At 66.9% G+C, this 18,885-nt stretch carries 25 protein-coding genes; 1 reads left to right on the top strand and 24 read right to left on the bottom strand.

All coding sequences use genetic code 11. The annotated features are described in order from the left end of the window. Positions 1–193: 193 nt before the first annotated feature. The 24 genes from AB0B94_RS30705 to AB0B94_RS30590 form a co-directional block, all read right to left on the bottom strand. Positions 194–808 carry a hypothetical protein gene (locus AB0B94_RS30705; protein WP_357288536.1) on the bottom strand — a complete coding sequence of 205 codons (615 nt, stop codon included), beginning with the start codon at positions 806–808 and terminating at the stop codon, positions 194–196. A gap of 26 nt (positions 809–834) precedes the next feature. Beyond that, on the bottom strand, positions 835–1,335 hold the full coding sequence (locus AB0B94_RS30700) for a hypothetical protein (RefSeq protein WP_357288533.1): 501 nt from the start codon (positions 1,333–1,335) through the stop codon (positions 835–837). A gap of 398 nt (positions 1,336–1,733) precedes the next feature. Further along, on the bottom strand, positions 1,734–2,057 hold the full coding sequence (locus AB0B94_RS30695) for a hypothetical protein (protein WP_357288530.1): 324 nt from the start codon (positions 2,055–2,057) through the stop codon (positions 1,734–1,736). Then, positions 2,057–2,503: a hypothetical protein gene (locus AB0B94_RS30690; RefSeq protein ID WP_357288527.1), complete on the bottom strand. Its 447-nt coding sequence runs from the start codon at positions 2,501–2,503 to the stop codon at positions 2,057–2,059. Before AB0B94_RS30690 ends, AB0B94_RS30695 begins: the two co-directional genes overlap by 1 nt. Further along, a complete protein-coding gene (locus AB0B94_RS30685; RefSeq protein ID WP_357288524.1) occupies positions 2,496–2,855 on the bottom strand; it encodes an HK97-gp10 family putative phage morphogenesis protein in 360 nt (119 codons plus the stop codon). Before AB0B94_RS30685 ends, AB0B94_RS30690 begins: the two co-directional genes overlap by 8 nt. 12 nt (positions 2,856–2,867) lie before the next feature. Continuing rightward, a complete protein-coding gene (locus tag AB0B94_RS30680; RefSeq protein WP_357288521.1) occupies positions 2,868–3,314 on the bottom strand; it encodes a DUF6093 family protein in 447 nt (148 codons plus the stop codon). A 5-nt stretch (positions 3,315–3,319) separates the two neighbouring features. Beyond that, positions 3,320–3,958, bottom strand: coding sequence for a hypothetical protein (locus tag AB0B94_RS30675; RefSeq protein ID WP_357288518.1), 639 nt, complete (start codon positions 3,956–3,958; stop codon positions 3,320–3,322). A gap of 453 nt (positions 3,959–4,411) precedes the next feature. Beyond that, a complete protein-coding gene (locus AB0B94_RS30670; RefSeq protein ID WP_357288515.1) occupies positions 4,412–4,741 on the bottom strand; it encodes a hypothetical protein in 330 nt (109 codons plus the stop codon). Positions 4,742–4,750: 9 nt separating this feature from the next. Beyond that, positions 4,751–5,569: a hypothetical protein gene (locus tag AB0B94_RS30665; protein WP_357288512.1), complete on the bottom strand. Its 819-nt coding sequence runs from the start codon at positions 5,567–5,569 to the stop codon at positions 4,751–4,753. A gap of 2 nt (positions 5,570–5,571) precedes the next feature. Further along, entirely contained in the window at positions 5,572–6,192 is a 621-nt protein-coding gene (locus tag AB0B94_RS30660) for a hypothetical protein (RefSeq protein WP_357288509.1), read from the bottom strand. 9 nt (positions 6,193–6,201) lie between these two features. Continuing rightward, the gene (locus AB0B94_RS30655) at positions 6,202–6,480 is read right to left on the bottom strand and encodes a hypothetical protein (RefSeq protein WP_357288506.1); all 279 of its coding nucleotides are present in this window, start codon (positions 6,478–6,480) and stop codon (positions 6,202–6,204) included. 9 nt (positions 6,481–6,489) lie between these two features. Continuing rightward, positions 6,490–6,942 carry a hypothetical protein gene (locus AB0B94_RS30650; protein WP_357288503.1) on the bottom strand — a complete coding sequence of 151 codons (453 nt, stop codon included), beginning with the start codon at positions 6,940–6,942 and terminating at the stop codon, positions 6,490–6,492. Beyond that, the gene (locus tag AB0B94_RS30645; RefSeq protein ID WP_357288500.1) at positions 6,942–8,186 is read right to left on the bottom strand and encodes a Mu-like prophage major head subunit gpT family protein; all 1,245 of its coding nucleotides are present in this window, start codon (positions 8,184–8,186) and stop codon (positions 6,942–6,944) included. The genes AB0B94_RS30650 and AB0B94_RS30645 overlap by 1 nt, the downstream gene beginning before the upstream one ends. Before the next feature lie 13 nt (positions 8,187–8,199). Then, positions 8,200–8,547: a DUF2190 family protein gene (locus AB0B94_RS30640; protein WP_357288909.1), complete on the bottom strand. Its 348-nt coding sequence runs from the start codon at positions 8,545–8,547 to the stop codon at positions 8,200–8,202. Between the two features lies 1 nt (position 8,548). Further along, on the bottom strand, positions 8,549–10,156 hold the full coding sequence (locus AB0B94_RS30635; protein ID WP_357288497.1) for a hypothetical protein: 1,608 nt from the start codon (positions 10,154–10,156) through the stop codon (positions 8,549–8,551). A 33-nt stretch (positions 10,157–10,189) separates the two neighbouring features. Next, positions 10,190–11,278 (bottom strand): hypothetical protein, encoded by a 1,089-nt coding sequence (locus AB0B94_RS30630; protein ID WP_357288494.1) that lies wholly within the window; start codon positions 11,276–11,278, stop codon positions 10,190–10,192. A gap of 4 nt (positions 11,279–11,282) precedes the next feature. Continuing rightward, positions 11,283–12,938, bottom strand: coding sequence for a hypothetical protein (locus AB0B94_RS30625; protein WP_357288491.1), 1,656 nt, complete (start codon positions 12,936–12,938; stop codon positions 11,283–11,285). 110 nt (positions 12,939–13,048) lie between these two features. Further along, positions 13,049–14,377: a phage terminase large subunit gene (gene terL / locus AB0B94_RS30620; protein WP_357288906.1), complete on the bottom strand. Its 1,329-nt coding sequence runs from the start codon at positions 14,375–14,377 to the stop codon at positions 13,049–13,051. A 214-nt stretch (positions 14,378–14,591) separates the two neighbouring features. Then, the gene (locus tag AB0B94_RS30615; protein WP_357288488.1) at positions 14,592–15,188 is read right to left on the bottom strand and encodes a hypothetical protein; all 597 of its coding nucleotides are present in this window, start codon (positions 15,186–15,188) and stop codon (positions 14,592–14,594) included. A 101-nt stretch (positions 15,189–15,289) separates the two neighbouring features. Beyond that, on the bottom strand, positions 15,290–15,649 hold the full coding sequence (locus tag AB0B94_RS30610) for a hypothetical protein (protein ID WP_357288484.1): 360 nt from the start codon (positions 15,647–15,649) through the stop codon (positions 15,290–15,292). A 76-nt stretch (positions 15,650–15,725) separates the two neighbouring features. Beyond that, positions 15,726–15,935: a hypothetical protein gene (locus tag AB0B94_RS30605; protein WP_357288481.1), complete on the bottom strand. Its 210-nt coding sequence runs from the start codon at positions 15,933–15,935 to the stop codon at positions 15,726–15,728. A 434-nt stretch (positions 15,936–16,369) separates the two neighbouring features. Then, entirely contained in the window at positions 16,370–17,167 is a 798-nt protein-coding gene (locus AB0B94_RS30600) for a hypothetical protein (protein ID WP_357288479.1), read from the bottom strand. Between the two features lie 357 nt (positions 17,168–17,524). Continuing rightward, a complete protein-coding gene (locus AB0B94_RS30595) occupies positions 17,525–17,782 on the bottom strand; it encodes a hypothetical protein (RefSeq protein WP_357288476.1) in 258 nt (85 codons plus the stop codon). Continuing rightward, positions 17,779–17,967 (bottom strand): hypothetical protein, encoded by a 189-nt coding sequence (locus tag AB0B94_RS30590; protein WP_357288473.1) that lies wholly within the window; start codon positions 17,965–17,967, stop codon positions 17,779–17,781. Before AB0B94_RS30590 ends, AB0B94_RS30595 begins: the two co-directional genes overlap by 4 nt. A gap of 372 nt (positions 17,968–18,339) precedes the next feature. Between AB0B94_RS30590 and AB0B94_RS30585 the strand changes: the two genes are divergently transcribed. Beyond that, on the top strand, positions 18,340–18,657 hold the full coding sequence (locus AB0B94_RS30585) for a hypothetical protein (RefSeq protein WP_357288470.1): 318 nt from the start codon (positions 18,340–18,342) through the stop codon (positions 18,655–18,657). The last annotated feature ends 228 nt before the right edge of the window (positions 18,658–18,885 follow it).

The following is an 18,885-nucleotide window of genomic DNA, read 5'->3' as shown; positions in this document are numbered from 1 at the left end:
CAGACCGGACAACGGGACGCCTCCCAGTCCGCGTGGGCGAGGACCAGGCCGCGTTGTTCCTCGTCCCACTCCGACTGCACCCACTCACGCGACCGCACCAAACGGCCCTGGTCGTCGTACTCGTAGTCCGTGACCCGTTCCGGCACCCACCCGTCGAGCACACGGGGGGCGACACCAAGTTTGATTGCCGCCGCTACTCGTTCTCGGAGGGCCGGAGAATCCGAGAGGCGGCGTACGAGTTTGGGAGGGAAATCCGTCGCACGTTCAACGCCAACACAGCCTGGTACAGGTCGTTGAACTGCTTCGCGGTGAGTTTCCCTTCCTCGACCTCGTCTACCTTGCCGGCGGCAACGAGTTCGGCTTTCCTCTCCTCGGTATCACCCAGGAGTACCCGCCAGTCGTCGTCGTCCAACACCGGGTCAACGGCGCACGCTTGGATGGCGGCGTCGTAGAACGTGTCGATGTTGTGCCCAACAACCTGATCTTCTTCGTTGCCTTCACGGGGCGGGTGCTCCCGCAGCAGGTCATTCCACCTGCGCTGCCCGACCGCTTGCAACTTGAACGTGATGACGTAGTCCTGCATCTCGGCCCGCAGGGCTTCGATCTGCTCGGCAAGCTGCCGAACCTCCGCACCCGAACCAAGCCGCTTGTCCCGACTCGTTGCCGCCGACGCCTCGGCAAGTTGCTGCTCCAACACCTCGAACCGGTCCTGCAACTCGGTCTCAAGACACAGATCAACACTGCGGGTCGGACGCCGAGCCGAACGAATTTTGTCCTTGATGCTGACCGTCGTCGGCTGCTCGACCACAACACCCTCCCCAGGGATCTCGGACATCAGGCAGCTACCACCGCGTCGTCGATCGCCTCACCGGTGATGAACAGCTTCTGCGTCACCGTCAGGACCGCGTTCTCCGCCGGAGGGTTCTTCATCGGCTTCCCCGCCTGGATCGGGTACACGTCCGCGAGGTCGTCCTCCGCCCACGGCTGCTCGTACGGCACACCCCACCTCGCGACGACGAACCCCGTCACAAGGTAGGTCAAGGTCAGGTACATGACGTTGTTCGTCGGCGACGCCGGGTTGTGGACGTACGTGGTAGTCATGGTCTTCTGCCAGCGGCCCGGTCGCTCGTACGTGGCACGGGAACACAGCCGGTTGTCGGCAACAACCTGCTCATCAAGGCTGGTGGCGAAACCGTCACCGGTGATGTAGCAACTGAAGTCTTTACTGGTACCAGCGTTCAGTTCGGCGAGGGTGGGGGTGGTCGGGTCGGCGAGCGTCGCCACGTAGGTGACCCGGAGGTTACCGTCCGCTGGGATCGAGACCGGCTGCGTCACTGGGGTACTCCTTCACTGGTGGCCGTCGGCGCAGCCGTGGCCTTGTTGTTGCGGGTTCTGCGGGCACCGTCGCCGTTGTCGGTCTCCGGTTCACCGGGGGAGGCGCCTTGCTGTACTGCTGGCGCAGCCGTTTGCGGCGGGGTACCGAGCAGGCCACCGTTCGGCTTCGCCGGTCGGGGCGACTGGTTCGGCCCCTCGTTCACCGGGTAGTTCGGGATGACCTCAACAGCGCGGGCTTTGAGTAGCCGAGGCAGCGACCGCTCATCCACATCGATGTGGTGACCGGTGCTGGTGTCTCGGCACCAGATCCAACGGCGGTACACGGCGACTCCTTCAAGGCATGCGGAAGTAGCCGGCGCGCGACGCGCGGCCGGCTCGGGTAGTCGGGGTGTGGGTGGTTAGTGGCGCACCACGACGCGGGTCACCGTCGTGGTCGATTCCCAGGTGATGTGCGCCAGCCCGTCGGTCGGGTCCGCGTACACGGCGAGGAGCGGGATCTCCCACAGTTGGCCCGCTGGCACGGCGAAGACCTTGTCGGGGGCGGCGACACCGTAGGAGGTGTTACCGGGCACCGCGATCGTCACGTCGATTTCGCCGCCGGAACCGTTGTTCACGAGGAGCGAGTACCCGGGGCCACACTTCGCGGTGTCGTTTGCGGCGGCGGCCTGCAAGGACAGGTTGAGGCCCTGGAAAGTCGGGTTGCGGACGGGAATCTCAGCCATCAGGGCTCCTGGGGTGCGGCGCTGGAGTTGAACGTGACTCGCACGAATGAGTAGAAGATTGGACGCTCAGGGGTGGACACCTGCTCGTCGCGTTGCGGGTCCGGGATGTTCCCGGCCCCCAGGGGTTGCGTGATGAGGCCGCACACCCTGCCTGGGATGGTTGGCCGTCTGCGGTGCAAGGCGGCGCCGACTCGGTCAAGGGCGCTGATGACCTCGCGGGTACTGCGACCGGCGGCGGTGATCTGCGTAGTTGTGGTGCCCTCACCGCCGTACCCGGCCATGGTGATCGTCAGGCGGTCCGCTGGTGGGGGCCACAGGACAACGTACGGATACTCCAGTTCGTCATCCTCGGCGGTGATCTCGCCGATGTAGACGGGGTACGGCAGTGGGTCGAGGAGCGCGGCGATGCCCTCGGCGTGCGCCCATCCGATGTCGGTGTCAGCCACGACCGGGCCCGACTGTTGATGCGATGGCGGCGGCTCCGGCGTGGAACTGCGGTTCGACTACATCCGCCGCCCTGTCCATGAATGGGTTTGGGGCGATTCGCGAAGTTCCGTCGTGCGGAAAGTGCGCGTACGAAACCGTCGGCCCGGTCTCGCCTCGGATCACGTCGTCACCGGGACCACCATCGAAGTCGGAGGTAATCGACGCGCGCATGGCGCCGGTTCGAACGTTCGCTCCCGCCTTGCCTAGCGCCTCGGCCTGCAACGTGCTGACCCGAACAAGCTTGTGCACTGCTGCGCCAAGTTCGTCCCCGGCAGACTCAAAGTCGGCAGCGAGCCGGTCAAGGTCGTCCACGGCAGCCTCCCGTCAGCGGGTCGTGGGCTGCTGCATCTGTACGGCGAGGACCCGCTCCCACGTGAGCGCCGACCTGCGTGCGCCGGTCACCTGCAGCGGTAGACCGATCAGGTCCGGGTCGCCTTGGCAGGCGGTGATGGTGACGATGTCGTTGACCTTCACTAGGTCGGCGGCGGTCGAGATGGTGACGTCGTACTGCCCGAGGGCAAGCACCCTGTCCGCAACGGTCCGGGCGCTCGCTTCGGAGCCACCAGCGGGACCGCCGCGATGCACCCGGCAGATTCCCTCGTACACCACCATCGGCGCCGGGTAGGTGTTCTGCCCGGTTGCGTCATCCCACGTCGCTGGCCCGGACGATGGGCGGGTGATGCGGCATTCGGCAGTCATGCCGGACTCACTGACCGGCCTGTGATGGGCCTCGAAAGCAGGGTGGATGACGCGGGTGTTTCGGAGCGGCATTCTCATCACCGCCGGTACGCGGCGTACGGGTCAAAGTCGATTACGTCGAAGCCGAAGTCAGCGCCCTCGTCCAATTCGGTTGCTGCCTGGTCCCGCAGCGCTTTTGCCCGTGCTCGGAGTTCGGCGGCGACGGCGGGTCCGTCGGTGGTGAGACCATCGGAGGTCCGCAACTTCTTGGAGATCAACACCTCGGAGACGGCAACAGTCTCCAGGCCGAGGGCAGCGGCTTTCTTGATCCCGCCCTCGATCGACAGGAAGGCGTCGATTTGCGGGTCCTCGAACAGCGGCTCAATCTCGTTGGTGTCCGTGATCAGGAGCCGAATCATGCCGATGTCGGCGGTCGGATCCAGGGTGATCGGCGGTGCGCCAACCTGGGAGCGACCCACGATGAACGTGCCCTCGTAGGCGTCAACCCCGGTACCGGACGCGGCCAGGGCGAACCCGTGCGTGCCGGCTGCCGCAGCTTGGTAGGTGGCCGTGTAGACGTTGTCAACAGTCTCGACCGTCATCGGCGCCGTGGCGCCGTCGGGAAGCCGTACCTCACCGGTGACGGTTGCCCCGGTCAGCGGGTCACCGGTGGTGTCTCGCAAAGTCCACTCGGCAACGAACATGGAGCCCACCCAGTAGGTCCGGGGCGCGGTCATCGGATCCTCACCACCGATCGGGTCGGAGTCCGGAGACTGCTGGCCGATACCAGTCGAACGGTTCCGCGCGCCGCCGGCCCACTGGTCGGAGTGGTGGTGCCTGCGCCAGTGCCGGTGGCGAACACTGCGACAGGGACAACCCCTGTGCTGCTACGCCTAGCCGCGCTACTCGCGCGGGCGAATCCGGTGAGGGGAACGAGGCCACCGCCGGTAACAACCTTGGTGGAAGTGCTGCCCGCGAACACCGCGAGAGGGATCCGTGAGGATCCCTGCGACACCCTCGCGGCGGTAGCCGTCGCCAGGACACCGAACGGAAGCCGACCGTGCGCGGCGGTGACCTTGGTAGTTGCGGCGTGCGCGAGGGCCGCGATCGGCACCCGTCCTGATCCTGCAAGGGCGGCAACCGCCTCACGGGGCAGGTACGCGGCCAGACGCCGGGTGTAGCTCACCGGGTCACCCGAACGCGTAGACAGCCCACGGGTACGTGCGCCCCGTGCCGGCGGTCTGCTGCAACGTCACGGTTCCACCGGTCGGCATCGGCACCGGTGGGGAGAAAGCAATCGGCACAGCGGTGGCCCCCGCGAAAATGGCGGTGTACGCCACCCGTTCCGTGCCACCTGCCCGGACCGCTGTTTTGATCCGGAGGGTGACGCTGTCGCCGGCAACCATGGGGGACAGGTCCACCACGAGTACTCGTGTGTCAGCGCCGGTGATCGTGGCGAGGGTGTGTTCGGTGCTGATCGTCGCGGCTTGATCCCCGTCGTATTCGATCTCCAACGCCACCGCCGCCCCCTAACCAACACCGACGAGGATCACGCCGGGGCCTTCGCTGACCAGCGCTGCCTGATAGCGGGCCACAAGGCGAGTGCCCGACGGGATCGAGACCGGGACGGTGACCGGGTAGTACAGCAGCGCCTCGTTGTTGAACGCCCCATACCCGAGGTTCGGGATGATGACCGCCTCGGCGCCTGATCCGCCAACACCAATGTCGAGCAAGCCCCGGTGGTTAGCCGCCCACGCCACGTCGGTGGAGTTCCCAACTAGGAGCGGCACCAGCCACCTGATCGGGGCGGTCGTGCTCGCGGTGATCTGCGTCCACGCACCCTTGATGTGATTGCCGGGCGGCAACGTCAGGTTGGTGCCTGCCGACGTGGCCGTGTCCGCCCCGTACGTGACCGCTACAGACCCGGCCTCGGGTGGGTTCCACCCGGAGCCGCCACCGAGGATGACTGCCAACTCGGCTGCCTTGGACACCACGATTGACCGCAGACGTGTCGTGATTCGGCTGCCGGCGGGAACAATGATCGGGATGCGGATGGTTTTGCCTGCACCGCTGTGCCCGATGCCAATGCTCGACACCAGGGGTGTCTCGGAGCCGCTGGCACCGATCCCAATGTCGACGAGGGTGCTGGTGTTAGTTGCCGACGTGGCGATGGATTCCAACAGGATCAGGGTGATCTCGGCGTAGTCGCGGCCCGTGGAGGTAACCATCTCGACCCACGGCCCTGGGGTGTGAGGTGTTGCCGACGCTGTGACGGTTACGAACCCGTTCGAGGTACTGATGTCGGCGGTGCCCTGCGCCCCGGACGCGTCGAGAAGAGGCCACTGCATGATCAGATGCCTGTGGCGTCGAGGACCAGCGCCTCATCAGCGGTGACGAGCTGCCCCGCGCTGGCGAACGTCTCCGGGATGCACCGCATCCAGAACAGTTCGCCCTGGCCGGTGATCCCAACCGGGGACCCTCCGAGAGTCAAAGACACCTTGAACGTGTCCGTGGCAGCCTGCACCACGTAGTACAGGGTGTTCTCGATGAGTCCCGTCGGCAGGCTGGCACCGAGGACACCGAACAGCGCTACCCGGTCCCCATTGCTGAGGCCGTGCGCTGCTGACTGGATCGCGTCCGCTGTCACCCCGGCGGCGTCGACACTGCCGTACCCGTACTGGTCGGGCTTGATCGGCGACCACCCGTAGTACGTGCCGCCCGAAAGTGCGGACCACAGCCCGTACGCCACAGCGGTGCTACCGGCGGGCATGTTGTGCGTCAGGGCGCCGTCATTGGTAGCGGCCCCACCCGCAGGGGGGTGCCAGTCAACCACCACCCGGGCGTACGAACCGCCGGTAACCTCATCCGTGCCGGTATCGCCAGGGATGGCGTCATGGACGGACACGTACTGGATTGCGTTGGTGAGACCACCGAGCAGACATGCCGCCCGGCCGGCGTCGTTGAGCGGCATGCCCTACTCCTAGGTGTCGATCACGCCGGCGGTACGCAGCGCCGCGAGGAGCGCGTTGAGCTTTGTTCGGATGTTCGTCACATCCGTCCGTAGAGCGTTGTACTCCGCTTCGGTGGGGGCGTCACCACCAGACGCGGCGGTCGAGGTCAGAGCGACCGTGTCAGCGACCGCGATGGCCTGGCCGGTGATGTTGGCAAGTCCGCCGGGGATCTGGTCGGCGGCAAGGGTGCCGTCCGCGTCGAGGGTGGCCAGCCCCAGGGGCTGTCCCTTGGTGGTCAGTGGTCCCATGTCGTGCTCCTACTGAGCTGGATCGATGACGCCCGCGCGTTCGCAGGCGGTGATGATGTCGTCCCGGCGGGCACCGTCGGGGATGGCGACCTCCGCTGCGGCGGCGAACTCCCGCCACGGTTCGAGTCCGGCGCCGCGACCAGCCCGAGGTGGCGGGCTGGGTAGTGCGGGGCTGGCCGCAGGGGCGGGCTCGGTCACTGCGACCAGCCCGCCCTCCTCGTCCTCTTCGTCGTTGGCGGTGACCTCCGGGGCCACGACCGGGGCAGGTTCCGAGATCGGAACCGCCTTAGTCGGGGCCGCCGGAGGGGCCGGTTCCTTCACCTGTTCCGGCTCGCCGGTGCCGGCTTTGGGTAGCCGTTCGTCGAGCAGGTCGTGAAGGTCGTACAACGCGTGGAGGATCGCCGACAGGTGCGGCCCGTCCGGACTGAACTGCGGGTTCGGATTCAGCCGGCGGCGGGCCATCAGGCGTTCGCGCCCGTGCTGGCGACCGCGCTCTTTGCGTCCATCAGCGTCCCACCAAGGACCATGCGAACCCGGTACTCGACGCTGTCGTGGTCGAAGTCGCCCTCTTCCGGGGCGACCGGTCCACCACCGACGCGCATGGCGTCCGGGGACTTGACCCACAGTTCCGGGGTCTCGTGCCCGATCAGGAAGCCGATCTCCATCGCGGGGCGGCCCACGTTCGGGTTCGCGAACAGGTACCAGGCGCTGTTGCCGTTGGTGGTGTTGATGATCGGCAGCCACGGGTTTACCACGACGCTGACCCGGTTGCGCATCCAGTTCGTCACCCGGAGCTGGTCGTTGCCGGTCCCGTCGCCGCCGCCGGACGCGGCCACGATCTCGGTGGCGTTGATGATGTTGTTCGCGACGACTTCCAGCGCCGGGGGAACGACCAGGGTCGTACCTTCGACGTAGATCGGGCCGCCGTCGGAGTCCTTCTGCTGGCCCATGACCTGCATGGCCTGCTGAAGGGCGGTGATCGACAGGGCCGGGTTCGGGGTGATGTCCGACCCGATGACCGCGTCGGTGATGACGTTCCGGTTGGCCTCGGAGAAGAACGTGCCGTTCGGGCCGGCGGAGCTGGTGAACAGTTCGGCGGCGAACTTCTCCTCGGTGCGCCGGGCGGCGTTCCCGAGCCGGGTCGGGAGGTCCGACAGGGCGTCGAGGTCGTCGTTGATCAGCGTCTCCCACGAGATCGCGATCTTGTCGCCGTACTTGACCACGCTGTACTCGTAGCCGCCGTCGGTGACCTGACGGACCTTGTACGGCGCCAGTTCCTTGACCTTGTTCAGCGCCGCCTCGCCGCCGTCAAGAGTGAACCGCTTGACGGTGCGGAAGTCCCGCACCCGGCCACGCTTCGCGAACGACGGCCACTGCACCGGCCGGGTCTGGTACGCCGACAGAAGCTGCCGGTCGATGATGTCGCCGAACAGGAAGTTGAAGTCGCTGCGCGACATGGCCTCCTGGAAGGCGATTGCGGCACGGCGGTCACCGCGCAGCACACCCTGGTACATGTTCGCGACCTGGGTCAGCCGGGCACGGTAGTCCCGCTGGTTGCTGCGCCGGGTCTGCCGGTTGCCGCCGAAGAGCTGGCGGCCATCGTTCGAGAAGATGCTGTCGGTGCCGGCGGACTCGCTGCCACCGGTGTACGTGTTGAGCGTCCCCAGAGCGGTCAGGGGGCCGCCGTCGAGCAGAGCGTTCGTCATCTCGGCGGTCTCCTCAGTAGCCGATGCGGACAGGGATCGTGGTGGTCGCACCGGAGTTCACGCCACCGAGGGCGTATCCGAAGCGGACACCGTTAGTGTTGTCCTTGTTCAGGACCCCGGCGTCGTAGTAGATGATGTCGCCGGCCACGACCGCGTTGTTCGTGGTCGTCTCACCCTTCACCGGCAGGCGGAACACGCCGTTGAGCGCGACGGTGGTGAGACCGTCGGCCGTGTCTTCGTCGGTCAGAGCGACGCCGGGGATCTGCCCGCACAGAACCGGGTCACCGGAGGCGGGCGTAGCGGGGGCGGTGCAGACCAGAGACAGGGACTCGGTCCACATGATTTCCGTGTTGAGAGCCATCTCAGCCACGTCCCTTCATTGCCACGGCGGTCTGCGCTTCGCTCATCCCGATGGTGTTGAACAGTCCGTTCAGGGCCTCGTTGAGACCGTCCTGCGGCGCCTCTTCGACGGTGCTGGCGCCGAGGCCGTAGACGCTGCCGACACCGGCGGATTCCAGTGCCTCTGCACGGAGGTTGCGGACGAAGGCGGCCTCGTCGGTGACTGCCTGGGCGATGGCCTCACCGAGGGCGTTTTCGTCCACGGCACCGTTGTCGGCGGTCGGGATCGCGGCGAGGACCCGGCTGGTGACACGCGGCCCGATCTGGGCGGTGACGTCAGCCAGGGCGGGGGCGCGGAGCGCGGCGGCAACGGCCTCGTTGGCGCGGTTGGTGTTCCGCATGGCCTGGTTCTCGGCGTCACGCTGGTTCGCGCGGGCGGTCGCGTCGGCGAGCTGCTGCTGCATCGGGGCGAGCGCGGTAGCGAGCGCGGCCTGCACAGCGGCGGTGATGGCGTCAGCGGTCGGCGCCGCTTCGGCGGTGGGGTTGGTGACGGGGGCGTCGGCGACCGTTGCCGTCCCCGCCTGCACCGGCGTGCCGGTGTCGGTTCCCGACATGTCGGGCTCCTGTTCTGTGGGTGGGTTGGGTGCGGTCGGCGGGACACCGTCCGTCACGTCTTCGGTGGGGTGGGGGGCGGTGCCGTCGTCGGTCGGCTCCGCACCCTCGTTGGGGGCGCCATCGGGGGCTGCCTCGCTGGTCTGGGCCAGGGCGGGCACCTCGGGCTCCTGCCACGGGTCGCGTTCGTACAGGTGCGGCGCGGCCAACTCGATGCGGGCGGCGAACGCGGCCAGGGCGTCACCGACAGCGTTCGAGAGGATGATCCGTTCGTCGCGGGTCAGGTAGCCCTCGCCGAACATGCGATCGGCGACCTCGGTGAACGAGGAGTGGATCCGAGACTCGAACCAGTGGCCGGCGTTGCGCGCCTCGGCTACAGGCCGATGCCCGACTGCTTCGAGGACGGAGACGATGCCGCCGCCAGCAGCGGGCACGGTGACGAAGTCGACCGAACGACCTTGGGGGATCGAGTCGATGATTTCGCCTTCGCGGCCTTCCGCCTCACCGGCGCTGCACGTCACCCACGCCCGGATGGACATGCCGATCGCGTCGGCCATGTCGGTGATTGTTTCCCGCCAAGGATGAAACAGGCGGGCCTCAGCAAACAGGGCCTGCTCGGCGTCGTCCCAGCGGGCGTCGGTGGTGAGGACAGCGGCAAGGTTCCGGATGGAGCCCGACGGGTACGCCTCTTCCTCGCCCTCGGGGGCGTGGTCGATGTAGGCGAGGGTGCCTTTCGGCCACGCGGTCGGTCCGTCTCGGCGCAGCACCTCAGCGGGCCAGTAGTTGGAGTTCAGTGACCAGCCGGCCCGGATGAGTCGGATGAGGATCCGGCCGGGGGAGGTGACGGTGGCGCCGCCAAGAGTGGCTTCACGGACGTCGGCACGGTGGGTTGAGGGTTCAGCGACGGCGGCTGGGGCGGACTCGGCGACCGCTGTTCGGAACGCCTCGTTGGAGTAGGGGGTGGGGGTGGCGCGCACCAGTGGCGTCGACCGGTGCGGGCGCGGACGGCGCTTGGACATGGTGGGGCCTCCCGTGTTCCGGGGTAGTGGTGGTTAGTTGCCGCGCCGGTCCGCGATTCGTCGAAGGTCGGCGACTGGGCGGGGTGTGTAGGAGCGCCGCCATCCGGGGTTGTCGCGGGCCATTGGGATGTCGTCCCAGGTGATGCGCCCGGAGCGGAGTAGGGCGAGCCGGTCGGCGCCCATGATCGCGACCTGGTCGGCGTCGGAGAGCGCGTCGAACAACTCGCGGGCGTCGGGGGTGGCATCAGCGGGTTCAGTGTGGTCGAACCCGAGGTCTGACCACGGCTTCACCCGTGGGGCGCGACTACACCTACCTTGTTGGTGGTCGTCCGGTCCTGATTCGGATAGGGCATGCACGGTCCCGTGCATGGCCCAGCACGACGAACATGTTCGCCGAGCGGAAGGGCCTGTGACTGTCGCCAGCCACGTCCACCCTTCAAGCACATCCGCGTTAGCGGCGTGCGCGTACCGGGACGCGGTGCGGTAACTGTCTAGTAGCTCCGTTCGGGCGATGACCGTTGCCCGTACCAAGCCGCCCTCGAACTGCCCGTTGACGCGTTCGACCATCCGCCGAGCCACAACCATCGGGTTCGCGCCAACCCGGATCCCGCGTATCAGTTCGTGGCGCATCGCGGCCTGCGCCTCACCGGACAGCGGTCGGGTTTGGGTCACGATCGCCTGCTGCACCCGTGTGGTGATCGCGTCAAGCGCGGACGGCAGGATCACCGCCGCCGCCTGTGCAGCGAACGCTGCTTGCGCTGCGGAGGGCACCTGGGAGGCGATGATGGCCGGTTCCGCCGCCGCTGTCGCCGCGACCGTGACAGCAGCTCCGTTGGTGACACTGGTTGTTGTTGCGGCGGCGAGCGCGTCAAGTTCGACAGCGGCGGCGCCGAGCGCCTGCCGGACGCTCCCGTGCTGAGCTATCTCCCGCTGATTGGGCCACCTGCCGGTAGCCTCAGCCCACGTGACCAGGTCGGTGATGGCGGCCTGCCAGTCAGGGCTGATCCGGTCCCATGCCGCCACCCACGCCGTGGTGAGGTCTCTGACGGTGGTGTCGGCAAGGGTGCCGACCGTGGCCCGGAGGTCGCGGATGAGTCGGAGGGTGTGGCGGGTGATGGGCACCCAGTCACCCCCTGCGGTTCCTCCGCCGCGAGCGTTGCGGGACAGGGAAGTCGAACGCCAACTGCTTGACGCCCTCGGTGGCCGGATCGTCCGGGGGTTCGTCGTGCCCGTCGTCGGGGGTCATCCGCCCCGGTCCGGTGTCAGCCGGATCCCGCCCCTGCCGGAACGCGTCACCGAGCACGGACCCACCCTGACGGGTGGGCCACTTGAAGGTGCCGTCGTCGTCGAGCATCGCCTCGACGAGATCTTCAACGTGCCGCACACCGAGCGCGGTCAGGAGGAGGCGTAGTACCTGCTCCGGTGGGAGGGTGCCGGTGCTGTCGGCGTTGACGATCGCGTCAACCAAGGTGAGCGGGTCAACGTCATCGATTTTCGGCCAGGCAATGTCGATCGTCGGATCGGTGTCACCCTCAAGAGTGAGCACTTCGCGGCCGGTGTACGGGTCCACGCTGATCGCCCCCCGCAGGGGGCCTTTCGTTGCCCGCACCGACTCGGTGATCACATACCGGAGGATGCGGCCCATGACCGTGGCCCACAGGTCACGCCGCTGATTCATCGCGTTGACCGTCGGACGGTCGAGCGTTTCAGCGGTGGCACGCGCCCCGGTCACACCAGGGTCGCCAAGGATCATCGTGACTGGCATGTCGAGTGCGGCAGCGACCATCGCGGCGAGCGGGCGCCCGGAGTCGGAGTCGAGGGTGGCACCGGACTTACCGACCGCTTCGAGAGTCACATCCGGGGACATGATGGCGGTCGCGCCAGCCAGGTTCGCTTCCCCGGTAACCGGGTCACGCGTAGCCGGCTGGGCAAGCCTCGTCTTGACGGCCGCGTTCTTACGTCCGGGGGCGCTGGCTTTCCACGCGTACCGAGACAGGGACCGCATCAGGCGGGCCCAGTCCTCCAGGAACTCCTTGTACGCCTTGGCCCAGTCGATTGCCGCGTACGCGTCCGGGATACCCCACTGCCAGTTCAGTGGCTGATTCACCGACGCGTGTAGGACCGGTGCGGCCCAGTCGACCTTCCGGCCCCCGTAGGTGGCGGGTCGGTTCTTGGGGCGGTAGTCGATCGCCGGGTACAGAATTTCCCGGTTCTCCCGGATCAGGTTCCCCCGGTCGTCGCGCCCGTCGTACACCCACCGGCGGTGGTAGAACCAGGGGGTGGCTGAGTCCTCCGGGTCGCAGATGATCTCGGCGATCTCATCCGCTGGCAGTACCCGAGCCTGCACATGCCCGGTTGTCGGGCGGGTGAACAAGGCGACGAAGAACCCGCCGTCGCACCCGAACCCGAACGTTTCCAACTGGTTCCGTGCCTGCGCACCGGTCAGCGTCCGCTCGTTCCCAGGGTCGGTCAGGAAGGCGTTGACGACCGCTTGGACGTCCTGCTCGCCAGTCTTCTTGCCATTCGCGCGGGCGGCGATCTCAACACCCTGACCCCACACGTACGACGACCGAAGCCCCAGACCGCGCTTGATCAACGGGTTCTTGATCGCGTACAAACGGCAGATAGCGCGCATCTGCCGCAAACCCTCAGGGCTGAACTCATGCTCGCCGTACCCGGTGAGCTGGATCCAACCAGGCTCGAACAAGGCCCGCTGCAAGTCGGCAACCGACTCCTGAAGCAGTTCGTTGTTGTTCGTCTGCTGCGACAACTGGGTGATCAAGTGCTCGACCTGGCCACGCAGGTCACCAGCCTCGGCGAGCTGAGACAGGTCCATCGCGTCACGGGTCTGAGCTTCGGTGAGTGCCAACATCACGGCCTCCCCGCTGGTCATCAGATCGAGGAGATACCGAACCCGTCGTCCTCTTCATCCACGTAGACGTCGTCACCGAGCAACAGCGGATTCAGCAGTAGCCGGTTCAGCGCCTGAGACATGGCGTCAACGCGGTCGTCGTGGGCGCCGTTCGGAAAGGCGGCGGCTTCCTCGATCACGTCGTCGACCCAGGGCGCCAACTCGGGCGCGGGCAGGAAGACGTTGCCGGCCTCAATAAACGGGGACACCGCCGCAGCTCGCGCCGACTTTGACCCGTCTGGCTCGACCGGGATCAGACCAGGGACGGTGCGGGACAGGAAGTTGATGACGGCTGTGCCGTTGGCCTTGTCCTCCACCAGCTTCGCCGCCGACTGCGGCCACCGTGCGGCGAGCATCCGGACTGCTTGGCAGGTTTCGACGAACGTCATCCGCCGGTGGACCTGGTCGAGCAGATATGCGTGCGCGCCGCGCCGCGCCCAGACCTGCCCGCACACGTAGTCGGTGCCGTCCGTGTCTTTGAACGTCATGTCCCACGAGGTCAGGATCTCGTCGAACGAGTGCGCGATCCGAGAACCGTCGGGGCGTTCCAACCATTGCGGTTGCTCGTAGAACTGCCACCAGTCCCGCTTGAGCATGCCGCCCTCAGGTGGCGACGGGTGGCCTTGGTACAGGGCCTGCCAGTCGCGAGACCCGGCCTGGATGCGGACCTGCTCCCATTCGGCGGTTGACCGGGGCAAGCCTGTGCGTTCGTTGATCCGAGCGGACCTCATGTACTCGCCCGGCTCGCGACCGAGAGGATCAACCTCGCCCTTGGCCGGGTTGTGGTCGGCCTGGGCGGGGATGTTGATGACCCGCCACCGGTGCCCGTCCTCACGACCGAGAAGCCAGCCGGCGAGGTCGTCTTCGTGCCAGCGGGTGAGGATCAGAACCACAGGAGCGCCGGGGGCGAGACGTGTTGAGCCGGTCGACGTCCAGAAGCTCTTGGCCTGCCGCCGGTACGCCTCTGACTCGGCGCGTTCCCGGTTCGCGATCGGGTCGTCGATGAACAGCCAGTCGGCGGGGCGGCCGGTGATGCCGCCACTCAGGCCGATGGATCGGACTCCGCCTCGGTGGCCGGCGATGCGCCAGCTTGAGACGGACCCGTTGTCGGGGGCGATCCTCAGGCCGAGGTCGAGGGTGCCGTCTTGGCCTTGGTTGTTGGTGATGTGGGAACGGATGTCGCGGCCGAACTCGTTAGCGAGGTCGGCGCTGTAGGAGACGACGACAATGCGCCGGTTCGGATTCTTCGTCAGCGCCCACAAGGGTCCGATTTTGGTAACTCGGGTAGATTTCCCCTCTTGGGGTGGCATTGAGATGATGAGCCGGTCGCACTCGCCGGCCTCAACCTCCACCAACGCAGAATCGATCAGGCTCAAAGCCGGCGTTTGGATCGTTGTCGGATCAACCGCCCGAGCCAACTCACCCGGAGACCCCCACGGACAATCCCGAAACCGAGGCGCCTCGAACAACCGGGCCGCAGCCTCCCACGGCGAAACCGGGGCGATCGTCACCGAACGCCTCCCGTCAACTCACCGACCTCAGATGCCGCGATGCCGCCTCTGACGCCACCGCCTGCTGCTCCGGCGACAGGTTTAGGTCATCGAGGATCGCCCGGATCACCGAGAAGATCAGTTCACCTTGGCGTTCCGCCAACCGAACCTGCCGCTCCGCCAAACCAGCAGCAACAGCCTTCGCAGCGAAGTTCGCGGCCCGATCGCGCTCATCGGCCTCAAGCTTCGTGATCGCCCGCACATACTCACCGGTCTTCACCGGATCACCCTCAGCGGTAACGGTGTAGCTGTCGCCGGTGAGCGCCTTTCGGAGGTCCCCGTCAGTCTCGGCCACAATTCGGGACAGGTCGGCGGCGTACGCGTCGGCACGGATCGCGGCCTGTGTTACCAGCCGCAACAGCAGCTCGCCCGGATCGACCGTGGCGTCACCGAGACCCCACCGAAGCACCTCATCCCGTACCGCGACCTGCGCTCGCACCACGGCCAGTGATTTGCCCGCGTGCCGGCGGCAGGAGTCAGTGCCCCGAATCGCGTTGGCCTTGCAATGCTGACCGTCGGCGCGTCTCTTGGTGCACTTTGGGGCGGCAGCACGCTTCGCATCATCGAGCATGGTCACCGCCTTGGCATCAGGGATGATGTTGGCTTTGGGTGGTGGGTTCCCGGCCCGGCGACGCTGGGGAGCATCACGCTGGGCCGGGAACGATCGGGGTGTCAGCGGACGTTGTCGGTGCCCGGCTCGACCGGCTCAACCGGCGGGGTATCGGAGCCGTCGGCGTCGCCGACCTCCACCTCCAGTTCGCCGAGCCGAGCAATGTGGGCGTCGAGTTTCGCGTTGGCCTCGTCGATCGCGGCCTGTTCCGCTTCGGTCGGGTTTTCCAGGTCGGCGAGCATGGCGTCCCGGAAGGCGCGGAAGTCGGCGAGGATGTCAGTAGTGACGGCGCCGAGGGCGTCGAACTTGTTCCCGAGTTCGGTGATCTGTTCTGCGGTGGTGGCCATGATGGTCTCCGTTCGTTTCACGATCAGCGGCATGGTGATCAGGAGCCTCAGGTAGGTGAGGGCGCGGGACAGCATCGGTGCCTCCCGTTGGGGGTGCGCCGGGTAGGTGCGGGTGGCCCACGACCAGCGGGCTAGGAACACCTCGTGGGGCTCAGTTGCCACTCACGTCGTCGATGACGTAGTCACCGGTGTCATCGTCCCAGCGGGCGGCGAGGGTTGGCCCGCCTTCCCCGATCTGGACTTGGAAGGGCCCGTACGCGTCGAGCCGAACGTTGTAGTCGTTCGTGGCTTTGGTGACCGCCGCGAGGAAGTAGCCGAGGTCGTGGAGTTGCTTCGCGGTGAGCTTCAGTGGGGCGCTCATGCGTGCACTTGCCTCCGATCGGGTTTGCGGCTGATGTCCGCCCATGAGCCGGGACCGGAAGCGGGGCGGCGTTCGTAGGTGATGCCGCGCCGCGAGTTCGGGTTGTTCCGGGTGTCGGACTCGGCCTGCACGAGGTCACCCCACCGGTAGTACCGGCCTCTCGCGGTGTACCTGACTACCCGCACCGTGTGGTGGTTGCCGTCGCGGTCGGTCCAGCCGTCTTTGACCCACATGGAGATTGTGTGGGGGGAGACTTTGAGGCGTTCGGCGGCGAATGCGCGCGGGACACCGACGTCGTCTCCGGAGGGCATTGTCACCCCCGGTATAGCGCAATGCCCCAGACCGTGATCGGCGCTGGGGCGTTGGGCAGATTTCTTCACCGCGAGAGTAAGGCGGACGTGATCGTTTGGCAAGTTGGTGTGTGCGACACGCCGTCACATCACCTGAGCTGGTGTCCGAGAACGTAGGAGCTCTTTGATGTCTTCCGGGGTACGTCGCCCACGTTCGCGGTTCGCGAGTTCCCGTGTCCATTCCTCGTACTCGGCTTGCCGGTACACCTTGCGGCAGTTTTCGTTGCGGCAGACGATGTCCCCGGAGCCGTCCTGGGCGCGGAAGAGTTGCCGTCGGTCGCAACGGGAGCATTCGACACCGTCGCAGGACGGTGCGGGTGGGTCGAATTCGCCGAGGACGGCCATTTCGGCGCCGCGTACGGAGCGAATGCTGTCGGTGAAGTCGCCGATGGGTTCGTAGTTGTCGCACGCCCAGTCGAGCCGGTGGCCGAGCCAGTCGATGAGGTGGGGGACGGTGGGCGTGGGGCGGTGTTCGCGCATCTGCCGGGCGTCGATCCAGTCGCGTACCCACCCGTCGAGGACCTGGGCGACGGGGAGGTAGCCGATCTGGTCGTTGGCGGGGCGGAGGAGTGGTTGCCCGTCGAGTCCGGTCACAACCTGGCGCTGTTGGAGTACGAGTTGCCTGCGGACGTGCTGGCCCTCGCGGTGCAGGGTGACCTGGTCGCCGTCCTCTTCGTGCCATTCGCGGACGTCGAACGTGTCGGCGTTGACGTTGACCGGGGTGAGGGCGGTCACCGGGACCATGGTGTCTGGGGTGGAGTCGACCGGGATGCCGCCGTTGCGGACGACGCGGGTGAGGAGGTCTTCGGCGTCAAGGTTCAGCGGGGCGGCTGGTTCGCGACTGCCGGCGACCTTGTCTCCGTTGGGGCTGTTTGCGGGCACGAGGGCGTAGGGGAGGCGGGTGTATTTCTCGCCGACGCTGTAGAGGGCCAGCGGTAACCAGTTGCGGCAGGGTTCGCAGACGAGGCCGTAGTCGGGGTCGCGGCGGTGGCAGGCGGGGCATGAGCCGGCTTGGTCGCGTCCGCATCCGGCAGTGCCGCATCCTCCGGGGATAGAGCAGCGGGTGTATGGGCCGGTGTGGCAGGCACATTCGGCGGGGCAGGTGATAGCCATCGGGGTGATCTCCGTTCGCGCTCGTCGGCGTACGCTAGCGGTGATCACGTTCGGCACTGTGGAGGTACGGGCGAGATCGTTGCGAGTAGTGGGGGCGTCTGTCCGGGGAGGGTAGGCGCCCCTTCGCTATGCGGGTGGGCCGGTGCGCGTCACGGTGCCGGTGGTCATCCGGCCGTTCAGGTTCATGGTCAAGTACGCCGGCCCTGCTTCGGTTCGGGTGAGGACGCCATCGCTGACGTCTCGGGTGTGCACGTCGAGCTTCCGGGAGATGCTGATCGGGTCGCCGGGGTCGGCTGCGAGTTCGTACACGGTGGTTTCGTCGCCGCGACGGATCTCTACCCGGACGTAATCAGCGGGCCGGTAGTCAATGTCGGATTCAGTCACGGTCGCCATCCCATCGGCCGATACCGTTCGGCGTAAGCCAGCATGTTTCGGATCATTTCGGACCGATTTGGTGTGCCGTCGGCGTTGAAGAAGCCCTCTTTCGCGGCCAAGGCGTCGATCACTGCGACAGCCGCCCATGAGATGAGAAGGTTGACGAGTCGGCGACCTTTCCGGGCGGTGGGCACACTCCACATTCTACCTGGTCAGCCCATAACATAGCCGCCGGGGTTCATTCGCGTAGCTGAGTCTGGACACAGCGAGAGCCCCGCCACAATTGGGGGATGGCGGGGCTCTCGTCTGGGTCAGCCGGGTGCTGCGGGCGCGCGGCTGACCCAGGTCTCATGTTTCGCTGACGCGGGCAGGTTGCCAATCGACCCGTGGTTGGCAGTAGATGGCTTGTCGGGTACTCCTGGTGGTCGTTTGGATCTTTGGGTGTGTCCGCTGGCCGGTGGTTCGCGCCGTGGTTGGTGGTTGTTGGCGCTATCGGCTCACCGACAGTACGGAACGAAATCACGCCGCTACGCTCGGTCGGACATCAGTACGAGATAGGAGCACCCGTGATCCGACGCATCCTGCTCTCCCTCGCCATCACCGCCGGCCTCGCCGTCACCAGCGTGGCCATCACCGCATCACCCGCATCGGCGGGCCAAGTCGGCAGCGCCGACATCCAGGGCTACTGCCAGGCGACGTACGGCAGCGCCTTCAACGCAACCACCGTCGCCCCACACGACGCCTGGTCATGGCGGTGCTACCGGGCATCAACCCAAACCTGGCACGGCATCAACATGAACCTCGTGTGCATGCGGCAGTTCGGCAACTTCGCGTACGCGGTCCCGTTGAGCAGCAACCCCTACAGCTGGCGCTGCTACGTCTAACGCCGAGGAAGGCGCGGCGGCAATCGGGGAAGATGCCACCGCGCCTTCCGCTTGCCGCTCGAACTCACCCACCGCTGCGTTTCTTTCGCCTGCGGTCCGGTGGCCAGCCCCGGAACCCGGCCGCCCGCAGGTCCCTGAGCATGTTCCGCGCGCCCCGGTAATCCGACGGGGACCCGGAGATCGTGGTAACGAGTCGTCCGCTGGGGGTGCGGATGTGCCAGTGCCCGG

Origin of the sequence: Micromonospora sp. NPDC048986 (assembly GCF_040649335.1) — a bacterium.
Taxonomy (GTDB): domain Bacteria; phylum Actinomycetota; class Actinomycetes; order Mycobacteriales; family Micromonosporaceae; genus Micromonospora; species Micromonospora alfalfae.
This window is presented reverse-complemented; position numbering and strand designations above follow the sequence as displayed.